18 protein-coding genes are annotated in these 19,582 nt (G+C 66.6%); 1 reads left to right on the forward strand and 17 read right to left on the reverse strand.

What is annotated here, in order from left to right; genetic code table 11:
• Positions 1–142 precede the first annotated feature (142 nt).
• Complete coding sequence (locus LIN44_RS15420) at positions 143–973, forward strand: class II glutamine amidotransferase (protein ID WP_111518363.1); 831 nt, start codon at positions 143–145, stop codon at positions 971–973.
• Positions 974–1,036: 63 nt separating this feature from the next.
• Here LIN44_RS15420 and LIN44_RS15425 read toward each other — a convergent pair whose 3' ends face one another.
• From LIN44_RS15425 to LIN44_RS15505, 17 genes are all read right to left on the reverse strand, one after another.
• Positions 1,037–1,771 carry an amino acid ABC transporter ATP-binding protein gene (locus LIN44_RS15425; protein WP_227312822.1) on the reverse strand — a complete coding sequence of 245 codons (735 nt, stop codon included), beginning with the start codon at positions 1,769–1,771 and terminating at the stop codon, positions 1,037–1,039.
• Positions 1,768–2,451, reverse strand: coding sequence for a glutamate/aspartate ABC transporter permease GltK (gltK, locus tag LIN44_RS15430; protein WP_227312823.1), 684 nt, complete (start codon positions 2,449–2,451; stop codon positions 1,768–1,770). The genes LIN44_RS15425 and gltK overlap by 4 nt, the downstream gene beginning before the upstream one ends.
• 9 nt (positions 2,452–2,460) lie before the next feature.
• The gene (locus LIN44_RS15435; RefSeq protein ID WP_227312824.1) at positions 2,461–3,189 is read right to left on the reverse strand and encodes an amino acid ABC transporter permease; all 729 of its coding nucleotides are present in this window, start codon (positions 3,187–3,189) and stop codon (positions 2,461–2,463) included.
• 63 nt (positions 3,190–3,252) lie between these two features.
• Positions 3,253–4,152, reverse strand: coding sequence for a glutamate/aspartate ABC transporter substrate-binding protein (locus LIN44_RS15440; protein ID WP_227312825.1), 900 nt, complete (start codon positions 4,150–4,152; stop codon positions 3,253–3,255).
• A gap of 266 nt (positions 4,153–4,418) precedes the next feature.
• Entirely contained in the window at positions 4,419–5,726 is a 1,308-nt protein-coding gene (locus LIN44_RS15445; RefSeq protein WP_227312826.1) for a Glu/Leu/Phe/Val dehydrogenase, read from the reverse strand.
• A gap of 259 nt (positions 5,727–5,985) precedes the next feature.
• Positions 5,986–6,933 carry a LysR family transcriptional regulator gene (locus LIN44_RS15450; protein ID WP_227312827.1) on the reverse strand — a complete coding sequence of 316 codons (948 nt, stop codon included), beginning with the start codon at positions 6,931–6,933 and terminating at the stop codon, positions 5,986–5,988.
• A 33-nt stretch (positions 6,934–6,966) separates the two neighbouring features.
• On the reverse strand, positions 6,967–7,422 hold the full coding sequence (locus tag LIN44_RS15455; RefSeq protein WP_227312828.1) for a nuclear transport factor 2 family protein: 456 nt from the start codon (positions 7,420–7,422) through the stop codon (positions 6,967–6,969).
• Positions 7,423–7,502: 80 nt separating this feature from the next.
• Entirely contained in the window at positions 7,503–8,759 is a 1,257-nt protein-coding gene (locus LIN44_RS15460; protein ID WP_227312829.1) for a DUF1329 domain-containing protein, read from the reverse strand.
• A gap of 24 nt (positions 8,760–8,783) precedes the next feature.
• Positions 8,784–10,388, reverse strand: a complete 1,605-nt coding sequence (locus tag LIN44_RS15465; RefSeq protein ID WP_227312830.1) for a DUF1302 family protein — start codon at positions 10,386–10,388, stop codon at positions 8,784–8,786.
• A 50-nt stretch (positions 10,389–10,438) separates the two neighbouring features.
• Entirely contained in the window at positions 10,439–12,832 is a 2,394-nt protein-coding gene (locus LIN44_RS15470; RefSeq protein WP_227312831.1) for an RND family transporter, read from the reverse strand.
• 62 nt (positions 12,833–12,894) lie between these two features.
• Positions 12,895–13,860 carry a YCF48-related protein gene (locus LIN44_RS15475; RefSeq protein WP_227312832.1) on the reverse strand — a complete coding sequence of 322 codons (966 nt, stop codon included), beginning with the start codon at positions 13,858–13,860 and terminating at the stop codon, positions 12,895–12,897.
• Positions 13,861–13,975: 115 nt separating this feature from the next.
• Entirely contained in the window at positions 13,976–14,311 is a 336-nt protein-coding gene (locus tag LIN44_RS15480) for a YciI family protein (RefSeq protein WP_227312833.1), read from the reverse strand.
• 46 nt (positions 14,312–14,357) lie between these two features.
• Complete coding sequence (locus LIN44_RS15485) at positions 14,358–15,416, reverse strand: maleylacetate reductase (protein WP_227312834.1); 1,059 nt, start codon at positions 15,414–15,416, stop codon at positions 14,358–14,360.
• Positions 15,417–15,435: 19 nt separating this feature from the next.
• Positions 15,436–16,095, reverse strand: coding sequence for an alpha/beta hydrolase (locus LIN44_RS15490; RefSeq protein WP_227312835.1), 660 nt, complete (start codon positions 16,093–16,095; stop codon positions 15,436–15,438).
• Between the two features lie 63 nt (positions 16,096–16,158).
• Positions 16,159–17,118 (reverse strand): VOC family protein, encoded by a 960-nt coding sequence (locus LIN44_RS15495; protein ID WP_227312836.1) that lies wholly within the window; start codon positions 17,116–17,118, stop codon positions 16,159–16,161.
• A 48-nt stretch (positions 17,119–17,166) separates the two neighbouring features.
• Positions 17,167–17,955: a citryl-CoA lyase gene (locus tag LIN44_RS15500; RefSeq protein ID WP_227312837.1), complete on the reverse strand. Its 789-nt coding sequence runs from the start codon at positions 17,953–17,955 to the stop codon at positions 17,167–17,169.
• Positions 17,952–19,451 (reverse strand): class I adenylate-forming enzyme family protein, encoded by a 1,500-nt coding sequence (locus LIN44_RS15505; RefSeq protein ID WP_227312838.1) that lies wholly within the window; start codon positions 19,449–19,451, stop codon positions 17,952–17,954. The genes LIN44_RS15500 and LIN44_RS15505 overlap by 4 nt, the downstream gene beginning before the upstream one ends.
• Positions 19,452–19,582 lie beyond the last annotated feature (131 nt).

Consider the following 19,582-nt stretch of genomic DNA (forward strand, 5'->3'; position numbering starts at 1 on the left):
CTAGCAGGTAGGGAGGCGCCATGGCCGGCGCCATCGGACCGCACCGGAGCGGCCGCGGCTTGCTTGGCAGCGGCGCGGGCGCGCGGGATAATGCCTGCATTCTATTGCAAAGCGGCAGCCCCCTGCCGACCGGTGCCCCGACATGTGCCAGCTGCTAGGCATGAACTGCGCCACGCCGACCGACGTGACGTTCTCCTTCACCGGCTTTGCCGCGCGCGGAGGCCTGACCGACCACCACGCCGACGGCTTCGGTGTCGCCTTCTTCGAAGACAAGGCCTGCCGCCTGTTCATCGACAACCAGTCCGCCGGCACCTCGCCGGTGGCGGACCTGATCAAGCGCTATCCGATCAAGTCGAAGAACGTCATCTCGCATATCCGCAAGGCCACGCAGGGCACCGTGCTGCTGGAAAACTGCCACCCGTTCATGCGCGAACTGTGGGGCCGGCACTGGATCTTTGCCCACAACGGCGACCTGCACGGCTTTACCCCGTTCCTGTCCGGGGTCTACCAGCCGGTCGGCGACACCGACAGCGAACTGGCGTTCTGCACGCTGATGCAAGGCCTGCGCAAGCGCTTCCCGGGCTCGCAGCCGCCGCTGAACGAGCTGGGCCACGCGCTGGCCGACATCACCCGCGAGATCACGCTGCACGGCGTGTTCAACTACCTGCTGTGCAACGGGCAGGCGCTGTTCGCCCACTGCTCGACCCGCCTCTACTACATCGTGCGGCAATGGCCGTTCTCGACCGCGCACCTGATCGACGCCGACCTGTCGATCGATTTCGCCCAGGTCACCACGCCGGACGACCGCGTCGCCGTGATCGCCACCGCGCCGCTGACCGACAACGAGACCTGGACCCAGTTCGCCCCCGGCGAGCTGATCATGTTCGAGCACGGGCGCCCGACCATGACGCTGAGCGTGCCGATCCCGCCCGAGGTCCAGGCCAAGAACGCGGCCAATACGGCTTGTACCTGAGCACCTCCGGGACATGAAAAAAGGGACGCCTGGGCGTCCCTTTTCCATGGGGCCGGCAGTTCGTCAGTGATGCAGGATCTTCGACAGGAACTGGCGCGCGCGCTCCGAACGGGCGTCGATATTGCCGAAGAACTCTTCCTTGTCGGCGTCCTCGACGATCTTGCCCTGGTCCATGAAGATCACGCGGTTGGCCACCTTGCGCGCGAAGCCCATTTCGTGGGTTACGCACATCATGGTCATGCCTTCCTGCGCCAACTGCACCATCACGTCCAGCACTTCGTTCACCATTTCCGGATCGAGCGCGGAAGTGGGCTCGTCGAACAGCATGCAGATCGGGTCCATCGACAGCGCGCGCGCAATCGCCACGCGCTGCTGCTGGCCGCCCGACAGCTGGCCGGGGTACTTCTCCGCCTGGTTCTTCAGGCCCACGCGCTCCAGGTACTTCAGGCCCTTGGCCATGGCCTCGTCCTTCGAGCGGCCCAGCACCTTCATCTGCGCGATGGTCAGGTTCTCGGTGATCGACAGGTGCGGAAACAGCTCGAAGTTCTGGAACACCATGCCCACGCGCGAACGCAGCTTGGGCAGGTTGGTCTTGGGATTGCCCACCGAGGTGCCGTCGACCAGGATGTCGCCCTTCTGGAACGGCTCGAGCGCGTTGACGGTCTTGATCAGCGTGGACTTGCCCGAACCCGACGGGCCGCACACCACCACCACTTCACCCTTGGCAACCTTGGTGGTGCAATCGGTCAGCACCTGGAAGGAGCCGTACCACTTGGAAACGTTATTGATTTCGATCATACAGCCACCTTTTTCTGGTAACGCTTGACCAGCAGCGAAGCGGAGAAACAAATGATGAAGTACACCAGCCCGGCGAACAGCAGCATCTCGACGATGCGGCCGTCGCGTTCGCCGATGCCGTAGGCCTGGCCGAAGAAGTCCGCCAGCGCGCTCACGTACACCAGCGACGTATCCTGGAACAGGATGATGCCCTGCGTCAGCAGCAGCGGCACCATGTTGCGGAACGCCTGCGGCAGGATCACCAGCCGCATCGACTGCCCGTAGGTCATGCCGAGCGCCTGCGCGGCAAACATCTGCCCGCGCGACACGCTCTGGATGCCGGCCCGGATGATCTCGGAGTAGTACGCGGCCTCGAACAGCGCGAACGCCACCAGCGCCGAGGTCATGCGCAGGTCGGTCGCCGGCGACAGGTTGAAGATGCCCTGCAGCACCTGCGGGATGATCAGGAAGAACCACAGCAGCACCATCACCAGCGGGATGGAGCGGAAGATGGTCACGTATCCCTGCGCGAACCAGTTCAGCAGCCGGAACGACGACAGGCGCATCATCGCCAGGATGGTGCCCCAGATGATGCCGACCACCACCGCGGTGACGGTGATCTTCAGCGAGACCATCATGCCCTCGCCCAGCACGTGCAGCGTGCTCGGGTTGATCGAGGTGAAATCGAAGGAATAAGCCATGGCGCCCCCTTACTTGCCGCCGATGAAGCCGGGCACGCGCGTGCGGGCCTCGACCCAGCGCATCACCAGCATCACGGTGACGTTGATCAGCGCGTACATCAGCGTGACCGCGATGAACGATTCATACGGACGCGCGGTGTAGTCCACCAGCTGGCGCCCCTGCGCGGCCAGCTCCAGCAGGCCGATGGTCGACGCCACCGCCGAGTTCTTGAAGATATTCAGGAACTCGGAGGTCAGCGGCGGCACGATGACGCGGAATGCCATCGGCAGCAGCACGTGGCGATACGTCTGCGGCAGCGTAAAGCCCATCGCCAGGCCGGCATTCTTCTGCCCGCGCGCCAGCGAGTTGATGCCCGAGCGCACCTGCTCGCAGACCCGCGCGGCGGTAAACGTCCCCAGGCACAGCATGGCGGCCAGGAACTGCTGCGCGAACGGGTTCATCTGCTTGATCGCCTCGCCGCCGGGCAGCAGCTCGGGCGCGACGAAGTACCAGATGAACAGCTGCACCAGCAGCGGGATGTTGCGGAAAACCTCGACATAGGTGGCGGCAATGCCGGCCAGCCATTTGTTCGGCACCGTGCGCAGCACGCCGAGCACCGAGCCGATGGCGAGGGCAATGACCCAGGACGAAAGCCCCAGCGCGAGCGTGACCTTCAGGCCGGAGATCATCCAGTCCAGGTAGGTCTCGTTCTGGGCGGCCTGTTCGAGGAAAACTCCCCAATGCCAGTTGTAGTTCATGTTGCGTCCTCAAAAAGAAACGGAAGGACATGCCTTCCGTTTCGCAGTGCTGTCAACGGCAGGTCAGTCCAGCGCCTTGTCGTTAGGCGCCTTGATCAGCGTCTTCATGTCTTCGGACAGCGGGAAGTCCAGGTTCAGGCCCTTGGGCGGAACCGGTTGCATGAACCACTTGGTGTAGAGCGTGTTGATCGAGCCGTCCTTCATCATGCCGGCGATCACGGTGTCGGACAGTTTCTTGAACTGCGGGTCGTCCTTGCGGATCATGCAGCCGTAGGACTCGCGCGATTGCGGCTTGCCCACGACGATCCAGTCGGCCGGGTTCTTGGCCTTGGCGCGCTCGCCGTACAGCAGCGCGTCGTCCATCATGAAGGCGGCCGCGCGGCCCGATTCCAGCGTCAGGAACGACTGGCCGTGGTCCTTGGTGCTGATGATGTTCATGCCCAGCTTCTGGTCGTCGTTCATCTTGCGCAACAGGCGCTCCGACGTGGTGCCGGCGGTGGTGACGACGTTCTTGCCCTTCAGGTCGGCCCAGTCCTTGATGCCGGCATCCTTCTTCACCATGATGCGGGTGCCGATAATGAAGATGGAATTGGTGAAGGCGACCTGCTTCTGGCGTTCCAGGTTATTGGTGGTCGAGCCGCACTCGATGTCGATGGTGCCGTTCTGCAGCAGCGTGATGCGGTTCTGCGAGGTGATCGGAATTTCCTTGACCTGCAGGTTCGGCAGCTTCAGCTGGTCCTTGATGGCTTCCACGATCTTCATGTTGATATCGTAGGAATAGCCGACCTGGCGCACGCCGCCGAGGTTGTAGTTGAACGGAATCGACGACTCGCGCACGCCGAGCGTGATGACGCCCGTGTCCTTGATCTTTTTCAGCGTGCCCGTCAGTTGTTCGGCTGCCTGTGCCGTCCCGCACATGACACCCCCGGCGATCATCAGGGCAGCCAACTTGGCGAAATTCATAACATCTCCTTGACCATGAAGAGAAAGCGGGATTCTAAGAATAAAACCCCCACTGGTGAAACAGTATTGCGCAGCATCCGCCGCAATACAACTGGGTTTTCTCCTAGAACCCCACTTCGGGGCAATCCGTGCGCAGCGCGTCCGGATACGACAACGCGGTCTCCGGCGCTTGCCGGAGACCGCGTCTGACGCTCATGAAGCCACGGGCCGGGACGATTTATTGCACTGCACCATACCAGTGCTCGTCCCGGTCCTGCCTGCCCCGATCAGGGGTACAGGCCGCGCATTTCGCGCGCCTGCAGGATCCGCGTACAGGCCACGATAAACGCCGCCGTGCGCAGCGTCACCTTGTTTTCCTGTGCCACCTGCCAGATTGCCCGGAAGGCTTCTTGCATGATCCGTACCAGGCGCTGGTTAATCTCTTCCTCGGTCCAGAAGAAGCTGGAGAAATCCTGCACCCATTCGAAGTAGGACACGGTCACGCCGCCGGCGTTGGCGATCACGTCCGGGCAGACCAGGATATTGCGCTCGCGCAGGATGTCGTCGGCTTGCGGCGTGGTCGGGCCGTTGGCGCCCTCGATCACCAGCTTTGCCGTGATCTTCGGCGCGTTTTCGGCGGTGATCTGGCCTTCCAGCGCTGCCGGGATCAGGATGTCGCAGTCGACTTCCCAGAACTGCTCGCTGCGCAGGACTTCGCCGCGGAAGCCGTCGATGGTGCCGCTGTGCGAGGCGTGTTCCATCATCGCCGGCACGTCCAGGCCGGCCGGGTCGAACAGCGTGGTGCGGTGGTCCTGCACCGCCACCACCTTGGCGCCGGCCTCATGGAACAGCTTGGCGGCCACGGCGCCGACGTTGCCGAAGCCCTGCACCGCCACGCGCGCGCCCTTGACCTCGAGGCCGATATTGCGCGCGGCCTCGGAGCCGACCACGAACACGCCGCGGCCGGTGGCCTCGTGGCGGCCCAGCGAGCCGCCCAGCGAGATCGGCTTGCCGGTCACGACGCCGGTCGAGGTGCTGCCGGAGTTCATCGAATAGGTGTCCATCATCCATGCCATCACCTGTGCGTTGGTGTTGACGTCGGGCGCCGGGATGTCCTTGCTCGGCCCGATGATGATGTTGATTTCGCTGGTGTAGCGGCGCGTCAGGCGTTCCAGCTCGGCCTGCGACAGCGTGCGCGGGTCGACGCGGATGCCGCCCTTGGCACCGCCATACGGCACGTTCACCGCCGCGTTCTTGACCGACATCCAGGCCGACAGCGCCATCACCTCGGACAGCGTCACGTCCTGGTGGAAGCGCACGCCGCCCTTGCCCGGGCCGCGCGACAGGTTGTGCTGCACCCGGTAGCCCTCGAAGTGGGCAATGGTGCCGTTATCGAGCTCGATGGGAACGTCGACGATCATGGCGCGCTTGGGGCGCTTCAGGGTCTCGACCCAGCGCGCCAGCGAGCCCAGGTAGGGCGTGACGCGGTCGACTTGCTGCAGGTAGATGCCCCAGGGGCCGAGGTTGTCGGCATCGAGGTAAGACGGAAGTGCGTGCTTTTGGCCAGCAGTGTTGGTCGGTGCTGCGGAAGACATCGGGTGGGTTCCGGGGTGGAAGATGGGCGCAAGCTTAGGCCTGGCGGCCGGTCGGAATCCAATGCCGTTTGTTCATCCCATCATGCAAAACATGCATAACGTTTTGACGAACCGATTGGGTGCTCCCTCTCCCTTTGGGAGAGGGTTGGGGTGAGGGCTGGCGTAGCCACTAAGTCCAGGCATTCGGTATGCCAGCGCCTGCCCTCACCCCCTGCCCCTCTCCCGCAAGCGGGAGAGGGGAGTAAACCAGCGGTGCGCGCTAGCCAGCCGAAGTCAGCGTCCCCCACACCTGGTCCACCAGCTGCCGCTTGCGCCGCGCCCCGGCGCGCCGCTCGCCACCGTTCTCGCCCGGCTTCTCCCGATACAGCCGGATCTCCATGTCGATCGACAGCGGCAGGCCGCGCGCCGACTCGGCCCGTACCAGCCGCCCCGCCGCGACGTCTTCGCGCACCGCGCTTTCAGGCAGGAAGGCCATGCCGTGGCCAGACAGCGCCATCACCTTGAGCGCCTCGGCCATATCGGTCTCGTAGCATTTATCGAGCTTGAGCGCCTCGGTGGTCTCGGCCAGCAGCAGGTCGACCATGCGGCCGAGGAAGGCGTTGGGCGTATAGCTGAGGAACGGCACCGGCTTCTTGTCGGTTCCCGGCAGCCGGAACTGGGGCTTGCCGGCGGCGTCCGGCACACTGTAGGGCGAGAGCCGTTCGGTACCGAGCACCAGCATGTCGTAGCGCGCCGGATCCAGCTGGATGGCCTGGCGCGCGTGGTGGTAGACCATCACCAGGTCGCAGCCGCCTTCGACCAGCATCAGCACCGCGTCATGGACGTTGAGCGCGCGCAGCCGGCACGGCAGGGTGCCGAGCTTGCGTTCCAGCGCCTTGAGCCACTCCGGGAAGAAGGTCAGCGACAGCGTATGCGGCACCGCGAATTCCAGCACCTGCGCATTGGCCGAGCGCTGGCCGCGCATCAGCGCGCGGGTTTCGCTGACCTGCGCCAGCATGGCCAGCGCCTGCTCGTAGAACACCTTGCCGGCCGGGGTCAGGCTGGTGGGATAGCTCGAGCGGTCGATCAGCTCGGTGCCGACCCACGCCTCCAGCGACTGGATCCGGCGCGAGAACGCCGGCTGCGTGACGTGGCGCAGCTCGGCCGAGCGCGAGAAGCTGTGCGTCTCGGCCAGGCTGACGAAGTCTTCAAGCCATTTGATTTCCATGACGCGGATTATCCACCGGCGCCGGGGCAATCGTCACGTGGGCGTTGCGTCTCCGCTGCGCTGGCGCAGCCAGGGGTAGCGCGCGACATCCTGCCCGCCATAGTCCGGATCCAGGTAGACATAGCAGCGCTGGATGCGGAAATCCCGGATCTCGAACACATCGCACCAGTGTCCGGCATGGGTCACGCCGGCACGCCAGCGCTCGCCGCTTTTGAGGATGCCCGACGACGTGCCCTCCACCACCACCAGGTCGCCCTGCTGGATAAAGTTGACATGGGCGATATCGTGGCGCACCGACTCGAGGATGCCCATCAGGTCGGCAAACAGCTGGCCGATTTGCGTGCGCCCGTGGGCCACGCCCCACTTGGGGAAGCAGAATTCGGCGTGCTCGTCGAACAGGTCGAGCACGCTTTCGCCCCGGTCCATGCGCCTGAAGTATTCCAGCGCCACGGCCTTGCGCTGCTCGTCCGTCATTGTCCGGATTTCCATGATGATTGACTCCTGTGGCCGCGCTGGCGGCCGGCAAGCTGATGGCGGAGGTGCCGGCCGCTGCGGCCGGCCCGAGACCGTTACTTGGCGATCGATTCGAGCGCGGTGTAGGTCATGTCGGCTTCCTTGATCCTGGCTTCATTGAGCTTGTAGCCGCGGAACAGGTAGATCGAGGCATGGCGCGCCTTGAAGTCGATGATGTCGCCCTGGATCGACGACGAATACTTGGTGCCGTCCTCGCCGGTGGAAGGTGTCATATGGAAGTTGATGAATTTCCAGAACTCGCCCTTCTTGTCATAGGCTTCGCCCATGTAGACGCGCGGATAGTTCACGTCCATATAGACCACCTTCTTGCCGTACGGATGCTCGTTCGGCGGCGTGCCTTCGATCACCCACACCTCGCGCGGCTGCCAGGTCTGCACCGGATTCCAGTACGGCGGGTTCTTCAGGTCCACGGTCTTCCATTCGTCGGGCGTGCCTTTCTTCGACGGCGTATAGCCCAGCTTCGCGTCCGAGCTTGCCAGAATCCAGCGTTTGCCCAACAGCTTGATCTTCGGATACCAGGACGGCCTGGCGTTCCAGACATAGATGTCGTCGTTCAGCACATCCAGCCCGCCCACCGGGTCCATCCACGCGCCCCCCGACAGCCGCCGCGTGCGCCGGGCCGACTTGATATAGGCCCAGCTGTCTTCCAGCTTCGGGCTGTCGTAGCGGATCGTGAACGTGCCCAGTCCGCGGATATCCTCCGGCGCCGTCGCGGCGAACAGCGTCTTGCTCAGCACGCTGCCGTCACCCAGCACCGGCTTGTCGCCGCTGAGCCTGCCCTTCATGTAATAGCGCTGGAACACCCAGTCCTGCGTCGACTCCAGCCCCTTGTCGCCGCTGATCATCAGGAAGGTCACCTTGTTGTTGATGACGTCACCTTCCGGCGATGCGTAATAGAAGTTCCAGATCAGCTTGTCGCCGGCAAAGGGATCGTTCTGGCTCACCTGCGGGAACGGAATGCCGGCCTCCCAGCCGGTGACCTCGCGGGTCTTCTCGTCGAACTGCGCCTTGCCGGCGTTCTTGCGCGTCGCCTCCAGATACTTGGGGTCGAGCTGCACCGGCTTGGCGTGGGCCAGCGGTATCTTCAGGCCGGTATTGCGGATCTGCCACTCCAGCTTCTCAGTGAGCAGGCTGGCGATGGTATGGCCGTCGAAGGTGTCGCCCTTGATCTTGTCGAGGTTGTCCTTGTCGATCACGGTGCCCGCCGGCAACTCGGCCGCCAGGCTCCCGGCGCAGGCGGTGCCCAGCGCCGCCAGCAGGCACAGCGCGATGGTCTTGCGGATGCGAATCATGGTGTGTCTCCTTACTTGGATGCATCAGAACTGGCGCGTCAGCCGCGCCAGGAACTGACTGTTGTTGGCAAAGGTGCCGAACAGGCGCGTCGACCCTTCCACCTGGCCGGCCTTGCGCTTGTCCTTGGCAAAGAACAGGTCGGCTTCCAGCACCAGACGCCAGTGGTCGCCATAGACGAATTCCACGCTCGGGATCAGGAAGCCGCCTCGGCCCTGCAGGTCGATCCCCGCCGCCAGTTGCGGATTGATCTTGTCGTTGCGGTAGTTCAGGCCCAGGATCACCGTGGCGATGGTGGAGTGCTCCTTGGCCGCTGCGCCGTAGCCGACCAGATTGACGATGTCGTCAGAACGCTTGAAGTTCTGGATCCACTTGTCGAACACCTGGACCGAGAAGAACGACGGCCGGCTGGTCCCCAGGAACCGGCTCAGGTTCAGGTTCTTGTCCATGCGCAGCATGGTGGTGACCACGTCCTTCCTGATGATGCCGCCGAAGCCCGGCAAGGCCCCGCCAAAGAAGTTGGTGCCGACGTTGTAGGGGGCATTGCGCGTATAGACCAGCTCCGAGCTCAGCACCGCGTCGATGGCGGGGACATAGCCGCTGGCCGTGGCGCCGAACAAATCGAGCTTGGGGAAGATGAAGTCGCCGAGCGTGCCGGTCGGCGCCCGCCCTGACGGCGCGAACGCCGAGTTCACCACCGGATCGTTGTTGAACGTCTTCAGGTAGGCCAGCGAATAGTTGACCGGGCCCGCGATGCCTTCCCAGCGCACGCCGCCGGTCTGGTCGCTGACATTGGCGCCGGGATGCCGGTAGTTGTAGTTGAGCGCCCCGGGCGCCAGGAAGTCGACGCCCTTGTAGGGCTGCCCCGCCCAGCGTCCGCCGTACAGGTCATAGCTGTTGCCGATGTCGCGGTTGCGGTCGAGGCCCGGCCGGTACAGCAGCTGCAGGCTGCCATCGGCTTCGGGCACGTTGACCTTGGCCTTGACCAGGAACAGCGGCTTGCGCAACTCGTCGCCCTCGCGCTCCAGGAACGAGCGCCAGCGGTAGTCGAAGCCGTGCACCAGGTCGAGGGCGCGGAAGAAGTCGGTCTCGCCCCAGACCACCTGTTGCTTGCCGATGCGCAGGTTGACCCGTTCCACCGGCGAAAAATCCATGTAGTACTCGCGCAGGTCGGCGTTGTCGTACTGGTCCATCAGCCGGCTGCCCGGACCGCCCGGCGAGTGGGTGCGGTTCAGTTGCTCGAGGTCCTTCAGGTAGCGCGTCTTGTATTCGCCGTCGGCCCGTCCGACCACCTTCCATGTCACCGGCCCGGTCTTGGCATCGGCATTGAGCAGCAGCGAGGCGCGCAGCATGGACGGCGCGAACCTGTCGTCGCGGCCGGTCTCCGGCGGATTCTGCAGGTTGAACGATGCCCAGGTGCGCGCATAGCCGCCGAGGCGGAAGCTGTAGTCCTCGCCTTTGGGGTCAATGCCGGGGTCGCTACCGGGGTCGCTGCCGGCGTCCTGGGCGGCGGGCGCCGCCGGTTCCTCGGCCTCTGCGGCCAGCAGCTGCGGCGTCACCGCCAGCAGCGCCAGCGCCAGGCCCGCGGCGCTGGTGCGCTGCCGCCGCCTCTTGCGGGAATGCATTGTCATGGTCTCCTCCTGTTGGTCTTGTATTTCTGGCTCTTGTCGATACCAGGCCTCTATGCCTCCGGCACCGGATGCATCGAGATGTCGCGCTCACCGGCGGCATGGCCTGCGCCCGCTCGCTTTACGATGAACGCCGGCCGGAACACCAGCACCATCGCGGGCATGATGAACAGCGCGCTCAGTGCCGACACGAACAGCCAGATCGCCATCAGCACGCCCATGTCGGCCTGGAAGCGCAGCGACGATGCGCACCACAGCACCACGCTGGTGGTCAGCGTCAGCGCCGTCACCACCACGCCGCGGCCCGCGCCGAGCAGCGACGCCACCGTGGCCGCCGGCAGGTCCTTGCCTTCGGCGATCTTTTCCTTGATGCCATCGACGATGTAGAAGGCGTAGTCGACGCCAAGCCCGATGCCCAGCGCCGCCACCGGCAGCGTGCTGAGATTCATGCCGATGCCCTTCCACGCCATGTAGCTGAAGGTGATGGTGTTGGACAGGATCACCGGCACCATGAAGAAGATGCCGGCCGTGACCGAGCGGTACGCGACCGCGCAGCACAGCACCAGCACCAGCAGTGCCAGCGCGATGCTTTCGATCTGGCCGGCGAGGATCACCTCGTTGACCGCGGCCAGCACGCCGACCAGGCCGCCGGCCAGCTGGTAGGTGCCCTGCGCGAGCGGATGCGCGTCGACGTACTCCTTCAGGCGCGCCATGGCGGTGCGGATGCTGTCGCCCTGGTGGTCGCGAAAGAAGAAGGTCACCGAGGCGTTGCGCGCCTGCGCATCGGTGAAGCGGGCCATGTCACCGGGATCGGAGCCCGACACGAACATGTACATCAGCTCGCCGTTCTCCTGCGCCGTGCCGCCGAGTTCCTGGTAGCGCGGGTTGTTTTCGTTGAGTACGCGCCGGACCATGGGGATCACGTCGGCGATCGATGTGCTGCCGCCAATCTCCGGCTGCGCCGCCATATAGCGCTGCATGCCCGCCATGCTCGCCAGCACCTCGGGCGACTTCACCGCATTGGGCTGGTGCCCGGCAAACACCGCGTAAAGGCGGTCGGCACCCTGGAACTGCCGGTTGATGGCAGCGGCATCCTGGTTGTAGGTCGAGTCGGGCCACAGGATCGGCGAGCCCGGCTGCGCATCGCCGACCTGGATCCGGGTGGCATACCAGGCCGAGACGCCGAATACCGCCACCGCGCTGGCCAGCACGGCATAGCGCCAGCGCGACGTCGCCGTGCGCACGCACACGCCGAGGATGCGGTCCAGCGCCGGGCCGAGGTCCAGGCGATGCGCGTGGCCGCGCGGATCGCGTACCCACGACAGCAGCACCGGCGTCATCACGCACGCGCTCAGCGCGATGGTCAGCACCCAGATCGTGCCGATGATCGACACCTTGTGCATCAGCGGGATCGGCGTCAGCACTACCACCACCATGCAGCCGGCGTCGGCCACCACGCCCAGCATGCCGGGCTTGAACAGTTGCAGCATGCTGGCGCGCGCCGCCGCGCGCGGGGTGTCGTTGCCCGCGGCAAGTTCCTCGTCGAAGCGCGACACCAGCTGCACCGAATGCGAGATCGCGCGCGCCGTGATCAGGAAGGCAATCACGATCACCAGCGGATCGAGGTTGTAACCCAGCAGGCGCGCGGCACCGAGCGCCCAGATCGCGCTGCTCAGCCCCGCCAGCAACGGCAGCAGCGTGCCGCGCCAGGTCCGCGCGACCACGAACAGCAGCAGCACCAGGCAGCCGACCGTCAGCATGAAGATGTGCAGCGTCTCGGGCAGGAAGTGGCTGACCCACCCATACAGGATGGGCTCGCCGGTGACGCGCACGCGCACGCCGTCGCCACGCGCCGCATCGGCAATCGCCCGCACCTGCGGGAAAATCTTGTTGTAGTCGGCCGAGCCCTCATAGAAGTCGACGGTGACCAGCGCCGCGCGCAAGTCCCTGGAGACATAGGCGCCATAGACCAGCGGATTGTTGAGCACCGCCTGCTTGAGCGCGTCGAGGCCGGCCGCGTCCTGCGGCACGTCCGGCCACATCAGCGGCGCCGAATCGATGGCCTCCGTGGAGCCGCGGATTTCCTTGAGCTTGCGCGATGCCAGCGAGACGATCTGGAACTGGTTGGCCCCGTCCACCTGCTGCAGCGCCGACGTCACCGTCTTGACCTTGTTCAGGAAGGCCGTGTTGAAGATATCGCCCTGTTCGGCTTCGAGCACGACGCTGACCACGTTGGAGCCGCCGAAGGCGTGCTTATATTGCTCGTGGACCTGGATATAGGGATGGCTGCGCGGCAACAGGTCGTCAAAGACGGTCCTGACCTCCACGCGCAGCGCGGCCACCAGCATCAATGCGGTGACCATCAGGAACAGGCCTGCGACATAGGCCCGCCTTCGTATGCAGGCTTCGGCAAAGCGTTCGAGCCGGCCCGGTTGTGTTGTCTTCATGATCTCCTCCTGGTTCTTCTTTGCGCCCGCGCTGCCCGGCGCGCCGCCGGGCCGTGCCGGGCCTACAGCGCTTTGGCCGCGCCGGCCGCGAGCCGCGAGCCCGCTGCGTAGTACTTGCCGGCATGCGCCAGCACGCGCGTGTACCAGCCGCGGTCCATCGCATCGAAGCGCGTCGCGCGCCAGGCGCTGCCATCCGCGGCGCCCAGCAGCACCACCCCCTTGTCGCCCACGGCAATCCATTGGCTGCCGTCCCAGGCGACGTCGAACAGGTCTTCCTCGGTGGTCGTGGCGGCCTGCTTCCAGCTGGCACCGGCATCGGCGCTGACCAGCACGGTGCCGCGCAGCCCGACCGCCACCGCGCGGCCGTCGTCGCGCATGCGCACCGACATCAGGCTCTGCCTGGCGGGGCTGGCGACGCCGGTCCAGTGTTCGCCGGCGTCGCGCGTCACGCGGATGCGGCCGAACTCTCCCACCACGCAGCCGCGCGCGCCGTCGAAGGCGACGCCGTTCCAGGCGGTGTCTTCGCCGGGCGCCGCGGACTGCCAGTTGTTGCCGTAATCGAGCGAGCGCAGCAGCGCGCCGCCGCTGCCGACCGCCCAGGCGCGTCCGTCCTGGCTTGCCTGCACCCGCATCAGCTTGTTGCTGATCGACGAGCGCGGCGCGCGCGCCGCCTGCCAGCTCATGCCGCCGTCGGCCGTGGCCAGGATCACGCCGTCGTTGCCGACCGCGACGGCACGGCGCGCATCCCACGCGGCAACGTCCTGCAGGGTCTCGCGGTGCGTGCTGCGCTGCAGGCGCCAGGCCTGTCCGGCGTCGTCGCTGTGCAGGATCTTGCCGTTGGTGCCGACGGCCCACATGCGCCCGTCCGGCAGCACGGCCATGCCGTAGAAGGCATCGCCCCGCTCCACCAGCGGCTGTGCCAGCGCCTTGCCGGCCGGCTTCGGCTTGATGAACAGGCCCGCGTAGAGCAGGCCGCCGATCACTGCCACGGCCGAGCCGGACAGCAGGTAGCGTTTGATGCGTTGCATGTTGTGGTCTTTCCTCGGAATTGCGCGCGTGGCGGCCGCGGGCGCACGGCGCCCTGCAGGGTTTCACTGCGAGACAGGTTCAGGCGGAGCTTGCCGGCAGCCGCCGGCTGCGGCTTTATGTGGCGGCGGCGCTCTGCAGCGCGCGCTGCAGCTCCTCGTCGAGCAGGCGCGGGTTGGCGTGCGGAACGAACTGCAGGTAGGGCTCGGTCTCGACGCGTTCGAACAGGCCGGCGCGGTGGTACGGATCCGCCTCGATCAGCGCCCGCGCCTGCGCGCTGTCGCCCCGCACGGCAAGGAACAGCCCCAGCGGCGCCTGCGCTTGGTCGCACAGGGCGCCGGCACAGACGATCTCCGGCAGATGCGCGGCGATGTGGCGGATATGGTCTGGACGGTGCTGCAAGCGCGCGGCGGCGATGCCGCTGCGGAAGTAGGCGCGAATGACGGTTGGCATGATGGGGGCCTTGTTTAGCGGGAACCGGTACCGTTGCGGCTCGCGCTCAGGCGGGAGCGGCACCGTCGTAGGCGCGCTGCAGCAGGTCGCGGACCGCTGCGCGCTCGAGCGGGCGTGGATTCGGGTACGGCGCCGCGACCACCAGGTCGGCCGCATGATCGAGACCGTGCGCCGGCATGCCGAGCTCGCGCAACGAACGCGGCACGCCCAGCGCGGCGCCGAGATCGCGCAGCCCTGCGGGCGCGGCGGCAGCGCCCAGCGCGCGTGCGATGCGCGCCATCGCCTGCGGCGCCGCTTCGGCGTTGTAAGCCATGGCATAAGGCAGCACCACGGTGTGGACTTCCGCATGCGGCAGGTTGAAGCTGCCGCCCAGGATATGGCACAGCTTGTGGTGGATGCCCATCTGCAGGTTGCCCAGCACCATGCCGCACAGCCAGGCGCCGTACAGCGCATCGCTGCGCGCCTCGGCATGGCAGGCATCGCGCTTCAGGCGCGGCAGTGCGCTGGCCAGCGCGCGGATGCCCTCTTCTGCCATCAGCGCATAGACCGGGTTGCCGTCGCCGGCGTACAGCCCCTCGGCCGCATGCGCGATCGCATTCATGCCGCTGGTCATGGCCAGCCCTGGCGGCAGCGACAGCGTCAGCTCGGGGTCGTAGATCACGGTACGCGGCGCCACGCGCCAGTCGCGGCCGGTGTGCTTGTGACCGCCTTCGGTGATGGCGTACAGCGGCGTCATCTCCGAGCCGGCGTAGGTGGTCGGCACGGCGATGAACGGCAGCCCCGCCTCGAGCGCGAGCGCCTTGGCCAGGCCCATGGTCGAGCCGCCGCCGGCCGCCACGCAGCCATCGGCGCCGGCGCGCCGCACGGCTTCGACCGCGCTGCGCACCACATCGATCGGCACATGCATCACGGCGTGGCTGTAGACACCGATGCTGCGCTCGCCCAACAGCTCGGCCATCTGCCGGCCCAGCACGGACTGCTCCGGCGAGGTCAGCACCAGCACGCGCCGCAGGCCGAGTTGTTCGGCCTCGCGCAGCAGGTGCTCGCGCGTACCGCTGCCGAAGACAATGCGCGCATGGCGCGTTTCATGGATAAAGGACTGCATGCCGCAGACTCCCTGGCGTTCAACAGGCGCCTGGCACGCACGCGGCCAGGAATTGATTGGCGTAAGCGATCTCGCTATCGCGGATACCGTGTTCGGTGCCCGGCTCCACCCGGATGCTGACGTCGGCGCCGGCGGCACGGAACCACTGCGCCGACTCGCGCACGCTCTCGGCCGGCACATGCGGATCCTCGTCCCACGTCGACAGCAGCACCGGCATGCCTGCCAGCCACGGCTGTGCGCAGTCGCGCGGTGCGCCGGGCGGACCGATCAGCCCGCCGGTGAAGGCGGCCAGGCCGGCATACCGGCGCCGCTGGCGCCACAGGAATTCACTGCACAGGCAGGCGCCCTGCGAGAACCCCACCAGCACCTGCGAGGTGTAGGGGAATCCCATCGCCAGCAAGGCCTCGGACAATAGATCGATCCGCGCCAGCGCCTGCGACAGACGCGGCTCGTTGGCTTCCAGCGGGGCAATGAAGCGCTCCGGATACCAGGTGTTCTGCGCGGCCAGCGGCGCGAACCACGCCACCTCGGGGCAGTCGAGCCGGTCGACCAGCAGTTCGCGCATCAGCGCCGGCGACTGGCCGCGGCCATGGACCAGGATCGCGGCCAGCCGGGCATTGCCTGCGGGCGCGTCGAACACGCTCAGCGGCGTGTGCAGGTGGGGATTGAGGACTGGCATGATGTTTCCGGCTTCGGGTCACGCAGGGCCATGCAGGGCCATACGGTGTGATAAGCGCCCGCTTCAGTAGTGCAGGCTCTCCAGCGATTGCATGATGGTGGCGCGCTGGCTCTCGAACTGCGGCGCGATCTGCAGTGTCGAGCCCAGGCTTTCATAGGGCTCGTCGACCAGGAAAGCCTGCGGCTTCGACACCGTGGCCTCGAACATCGCCCCGCTGGGGGTACGCACGTAGATCGATTCAAAGTAGCCGCGATCCTTGCGTTCGGAGGTGTCGGTAAGACCGAGTCCCTCGAGCCGCGCCTTCACCATGTCCTGCACCACGCGGTCTTCGACCTGGAACGCGCAGTGGTGCACGGTGCCCTCGCCATACGTCCAGCTCGCCTGCGGCAGGTCGGGTTCGAGGGCGTAGTCGACCAGCTTGCCGGAGGCGCCGTCGCCGAACGCATAGCGCACATACTTGCCGTCGCGCCCGACTTCGCGCCCCGACCATCCCTCCTGCATGAATTGCTGCGACGACTCCATTTCGCGCACGTTCACGGCGATGGTATGCAGGCCGCGGATCGCGAACTCCGCCGGCACTTCGCCGTTGGAGTAAGGCGTGCGCGCATCGTCGGCGATGCCGATCAGCTCGTACTCGACGCCGCAAGGGTGCGCGAAGGCCAGCACGACCTCGCCGAATCGTTCGCTACGGCGCACGTCGAAGCCATGGTCAACCAGGCGCCGGTGCCAGAACGGAATCGCCGAGACCGGCACCGACAGCGCCAGGCTGCCGATCTGGCCGGTGCCGCGCTTGCCTTTGCGGCCGAAGTGCGCGACCGGAAAGCAGGTGATCAGCGTGCTTTCCTCGCCGAGGTCGTTGCCGTAGTACAGGTGATAGAACGGCGTGCCACCGTCGTAGATCAGGGTCTTCTTGACGCTCTTCAGCGAAAGCACCCTGGTATGGAAGTCATAGTCCTGCTGCGCGGTACCAACGCTGAGGGTAATGTGGTGGTGGCGCTGGATGGATCGGTCGGCTTGGGTCATGGCGTCTCCTTCTGTGTTCTGGTTTCTGGTGGTGGCTTTGCCGTTGGTTCAGCCCGGCCCGCCAGGGCTGCGGGCGGGCGTCATGGCCTCGTCGACGAGGTTCCAGACAAAGCGTCCCGACGGATCGCGCTGTTCCTCGGCGATATGCGCAATCAGCCCGGCGGCGCGGCTCAACACGGCAAAGCCCCGCATTAGCCGCGCCGGGATGCCGATGTCGCCCAGCACCGCCGCCACGGCACCGGTGGCATTGATGGTGATATGGCGCCCGGCGGCGGCATCGACTTCGGCGGCCAGCTGTTCCAGCGCGGCGCAGTGCGTGCCATGGGTGCCCTGCTCGCGCGCCAGTGCCAGCAGCGCCAGCGCACGGGGATCATCGGGGCGGTGCAGGTGATGGCCGAAGCCGGGCACGGGCTCGCGCCGCGCACGGTAGTCGCGGGCGATGCGCCGCGCCTCGGCGGCGCTGTCTTCGCCCGCCGCTGCAATCCGGTCGAGCAGCGCGGCCGCGGGTTCCATGGTGCCGATGAACTGGCTGGCGACCGCGAGCAAGCCCGCCGCGACCCCGGCCTGCAGGTTTTCCGGCGAGCTGGAATAGATCATGCGCGTGGCGATGGCGCTCGGCGTCATGCCATGCTCCATCAGCGTCACCAGCACGGCCTCGGCGATGCGGCGCTGCGCCGGGCCGGGCACGCTGCCGAACGTCTGCTTCATGAACACATCGATGAAGCTGGCCTTGCCCAGCAGGTCTGCCACCAGATCGTCCGCACCGTAATAGACCGCCTGTTCGGTGTAGCGGCACAGCTGCGTGCGCGGCGCCGCGGCGCTATGGGGCGCGCTCATGTCGCGCTCCAGGTGGACAGGATCGATTCGCGCACCGCCGGCTTCAGCACCTTGCCGACCGCGCTGCGGGGCAGCGCTTCGAACAGGTGGACGTGCTTGGGCGTCTTGACCGATCCCAGCTCGCGCTTGACCAGCGCGATCAGCTCGTCGGTGGCAACCTGCATGCCCGGACGCAGCTGCACCGCCGCATGCACGGCCTCGCCCCACTTGGCGTCGGGGATGCCGACCACCGAGCAGTCGGCCACCGCGGGATGGCCAGACAGCACCACCTCCACGTCGCCGGGGTAGACGTTGAAGCCGCCGGTGATGATCACATCGCGGATGCGGTCGCGCAGGAACAGGAAGCCGTGTTCGTCGAACACGCCGGCGTCGCCGGTGCGCAGCCAGCCGTCGACCAGCGTCTTGCGGGTTTCGCCTTCCGCCTTCAGGTAGCCGCTCATGACCAGGTCGCCGCGCACCGCGATCTCGCCCTCTTCCCCGGCGCCGAGCACGTTGCCGGCTTTATCGACGATGGCCACCCGGGTCAGCAGCGTCGGCCGGCCGACCGAAGCAAGCCGGTCGCCGTGCATCTCGCCCGGCGGCATGAAGGTGATGATCTGCGGCGCTTCGGTCTGGCCAAACGAGGTGCACAGCACCGGGCCGAACACGGCCTGCGCGTCGCGGATCTGCTCCGGGCGCATCGGCGCGCCGCCGTAGACCAGATAGCGCAGCGCCGGCAACGCGCGCGGCGCGCGCCGCTGTTCTTCGACCAGCGCCAGGATCAGCGTCGGCGGCGCGAAGAACAGCGTCGCGCCATGGGCCTGGGCCGCGTCGAGCAGGCCGGCCGGCTTGGCCGATTGTGGGAACACCAGCGCCCCGCCGGCACCGAGCAACGGCAGCATGTAGGTGGAGGTTCCATGCGTGATCGGCGCCGCCACCAGATAGCGGTCCGCCGGCGTCAGGCCAAGCTCGTGGATCTGGGTTGCGATATTGGCGTTCCATGCCCGCAGCGGCTGGATCACGCCCTTGGGAAAGCCGGTCGAACCGCCGGTGAACTTGACGGCTTGCGCCGCCTCCAGCGGCACGCCGCCGCGCCCGCGCGGGCCCATCACGACCGCAGCGGGATCGCCGCCGGCCGCACCGAGATCGGACAGCAGGCGCAACGGCGGCGCGATGCCCGCGAGGCGCTCGGCCATGGCGGCATCGGCCAGCACGAGCGCGGGCTCGACGAAATCGACAATGCGGCGCAGCTCGGGATCGCCGTTGCGCGGATTCAGCGGCACCCAGACTTTGCCGGCGGCCAGGATCGCCAGGATCGCCACCAGGTGGTCGACCGTGTTTGCCGCGCCGACGCAGACGCGGCTGCGCGGCGCCGGATCCATCGCCACCAGGGCTGCAGCGCGGCGCAGCACCAGGTCGGCAAGCGCCCGGTACGACAGCTGGCCTTCGGGACTGAAGATGGCCGTCCGCTCGGGATGGCGGTGCACGGCGCGCCACAGGTAATCAATCGGATACATGCTGGAGGGATCTCCGGGAAAGGGGAACGGATGCGAGGCCCCCGGTTGCGGGGCGCAGCGGCTCCGGCGTGGGCATGGCTCGAACTATAGGACTTTGTTCGAACATTCGAATATTAGGAAAAACCCTGCGC

It is taken from the genome of Cupriavidus sp. MP-37 (genome assembly GCF_020618415.1).
Classification (GTDB): domain Bacteria; phylum Pseudomonadota; class Gammaproteobacteria; order Burkholderiales; family Burkholderiaceae; genus Cupriavidus.

Excerpts from the sequence above, each read along its gene's own strand:
- LIN44_RS15420 (WP_111518363.1), top strand. The coding sequence starts at position 143 with ATGTGCCAGCTGCTAGGCATGAACTGCGCCACGCCGACCGACGTGACG.
- LIN44_RS15425 (WP_227312822.1), bottom strand. The coding sequence starts at position 1,771 with ATGATCGAAATCAATAACGTTTCCAAGTGGTACGGCTCCTTCCAGGTG.
- gltK (WP_227312823.1), bottom strand. The coding sequence starts at position 2,451 with ATGGCTTATTCCTTCGATTTCACCTCGATCAACCCGAGCACGCTGCAC.
- LIN44_RS15435 (WP_227312824.1), bottom strand. The coding sequence starts at position 3,189 with ATGAACTACAACTGGCATTGGGGAGTTTTCCTCGAACAGGCCGCCCAG.
- LIN44_RS15440 (WP_227312825.1), bottom strand. The coding sequence starts at position 4,152 with ATGAATTTCGCCAAGTTGGCTGCCCTGATGATCGCCGGGGGTGTCATG.
- LIN44_RS15445 (WP_227312826.1), bottom strand. The coding sequence starts at position 5,726 with ATGTCTTCCGCAGCACCGACCAACACTGCTGGCCAAAAGCACGCACTT.
- LIN44_RS15450 (WP_227312827.1), bottom strand. The coding sequence starts at position 6,933 with ATGGAAATCAAATGGCTTGAAGACTTCGTCAGCCTGGCCGAGACGCAC.
- LIN44_RS15455 (WP_227312828.1), bottom strand. The coding sequence starts at position 7,422 with ATGGAAATCCGGACAATGACGGACGAGCAGCGCAAGGCCGTGGCGCTG.
- LIN44_RS15460 (WP_227312829.1), bottom strand. The coding sequence starts at position 8,759 with ATGATTCGCATCCGCAAGACCATCGCGCTGTGCCTGCTGGCGGCGCTG.
- LIN44_RS15465 (WP_227312830.1), bottom strand. The coding sequence starts at position 10,388 with ATGACAATGCATTCCCGCAAGAGGCGGCGGCAGCGCACCAGCGCCGCG.
- LIN44_RS15470 (WP_227312831.1), bottom strand. The coding sequence starts at position 12,832 with ATGAAGACAACACAACCGGGCCGGCTCGAACGCTTTGCCGAAGCCTGC.
- LIN44_RS15475 (WP_227312832.1), bottom strand. The coding sequence starts at position 13,860 with ATGCAACGCATCAAACGCTACCTGCTGTCCGGCTCGGCCGTGGCAGTG.
- LIN44_RS15480 (WP_227312833.1), bottom strand. The coding sequence starts at position 14,311 with ATGCCAACCGTCATTCGCGCCTACTTCCGCAGCGGCATCGCCGCCGCG.
- LIN44_RS15485 (WP_227312834.1), bottom strand. The coding sequence starts at position 15,416 with ATGCAGTCCTTTATCCATGAAACGCGCCATGCGCGCATTGTCTTCGGC.
- LIN44_RS15490 (WP_227312835.1), bottom strand. The coding sequence starts at position 16,095 with ATGCCAGTCCTCAATCCCCACCTGCACACGCCGCTGAGCGTGTTCGAC.
- LIN44_RS15495 (WP_227312836.1), bottom strand. The coding sequence starts at position 17,118 with ATGACCCAAGCCGACCGATCCATCCAGCGCCACCACCACATTACCCTC.
- LIN44_RS15500 (WP_227312837.1), bottom strand. The coding sequence starts at position 17,955 with ATGAGCGCGCCCCATAGCGCCGCGGCGCCGCGCACGCAGCTGTGCCGC.
- LIN44_RS15505 (WP_227312838.1), bottom strand. The coding sequence starts at position 19,451 with ATGTATCCGATTGATTACCTGTGGCGCGCCGTGCACCGCCATCCCGAG.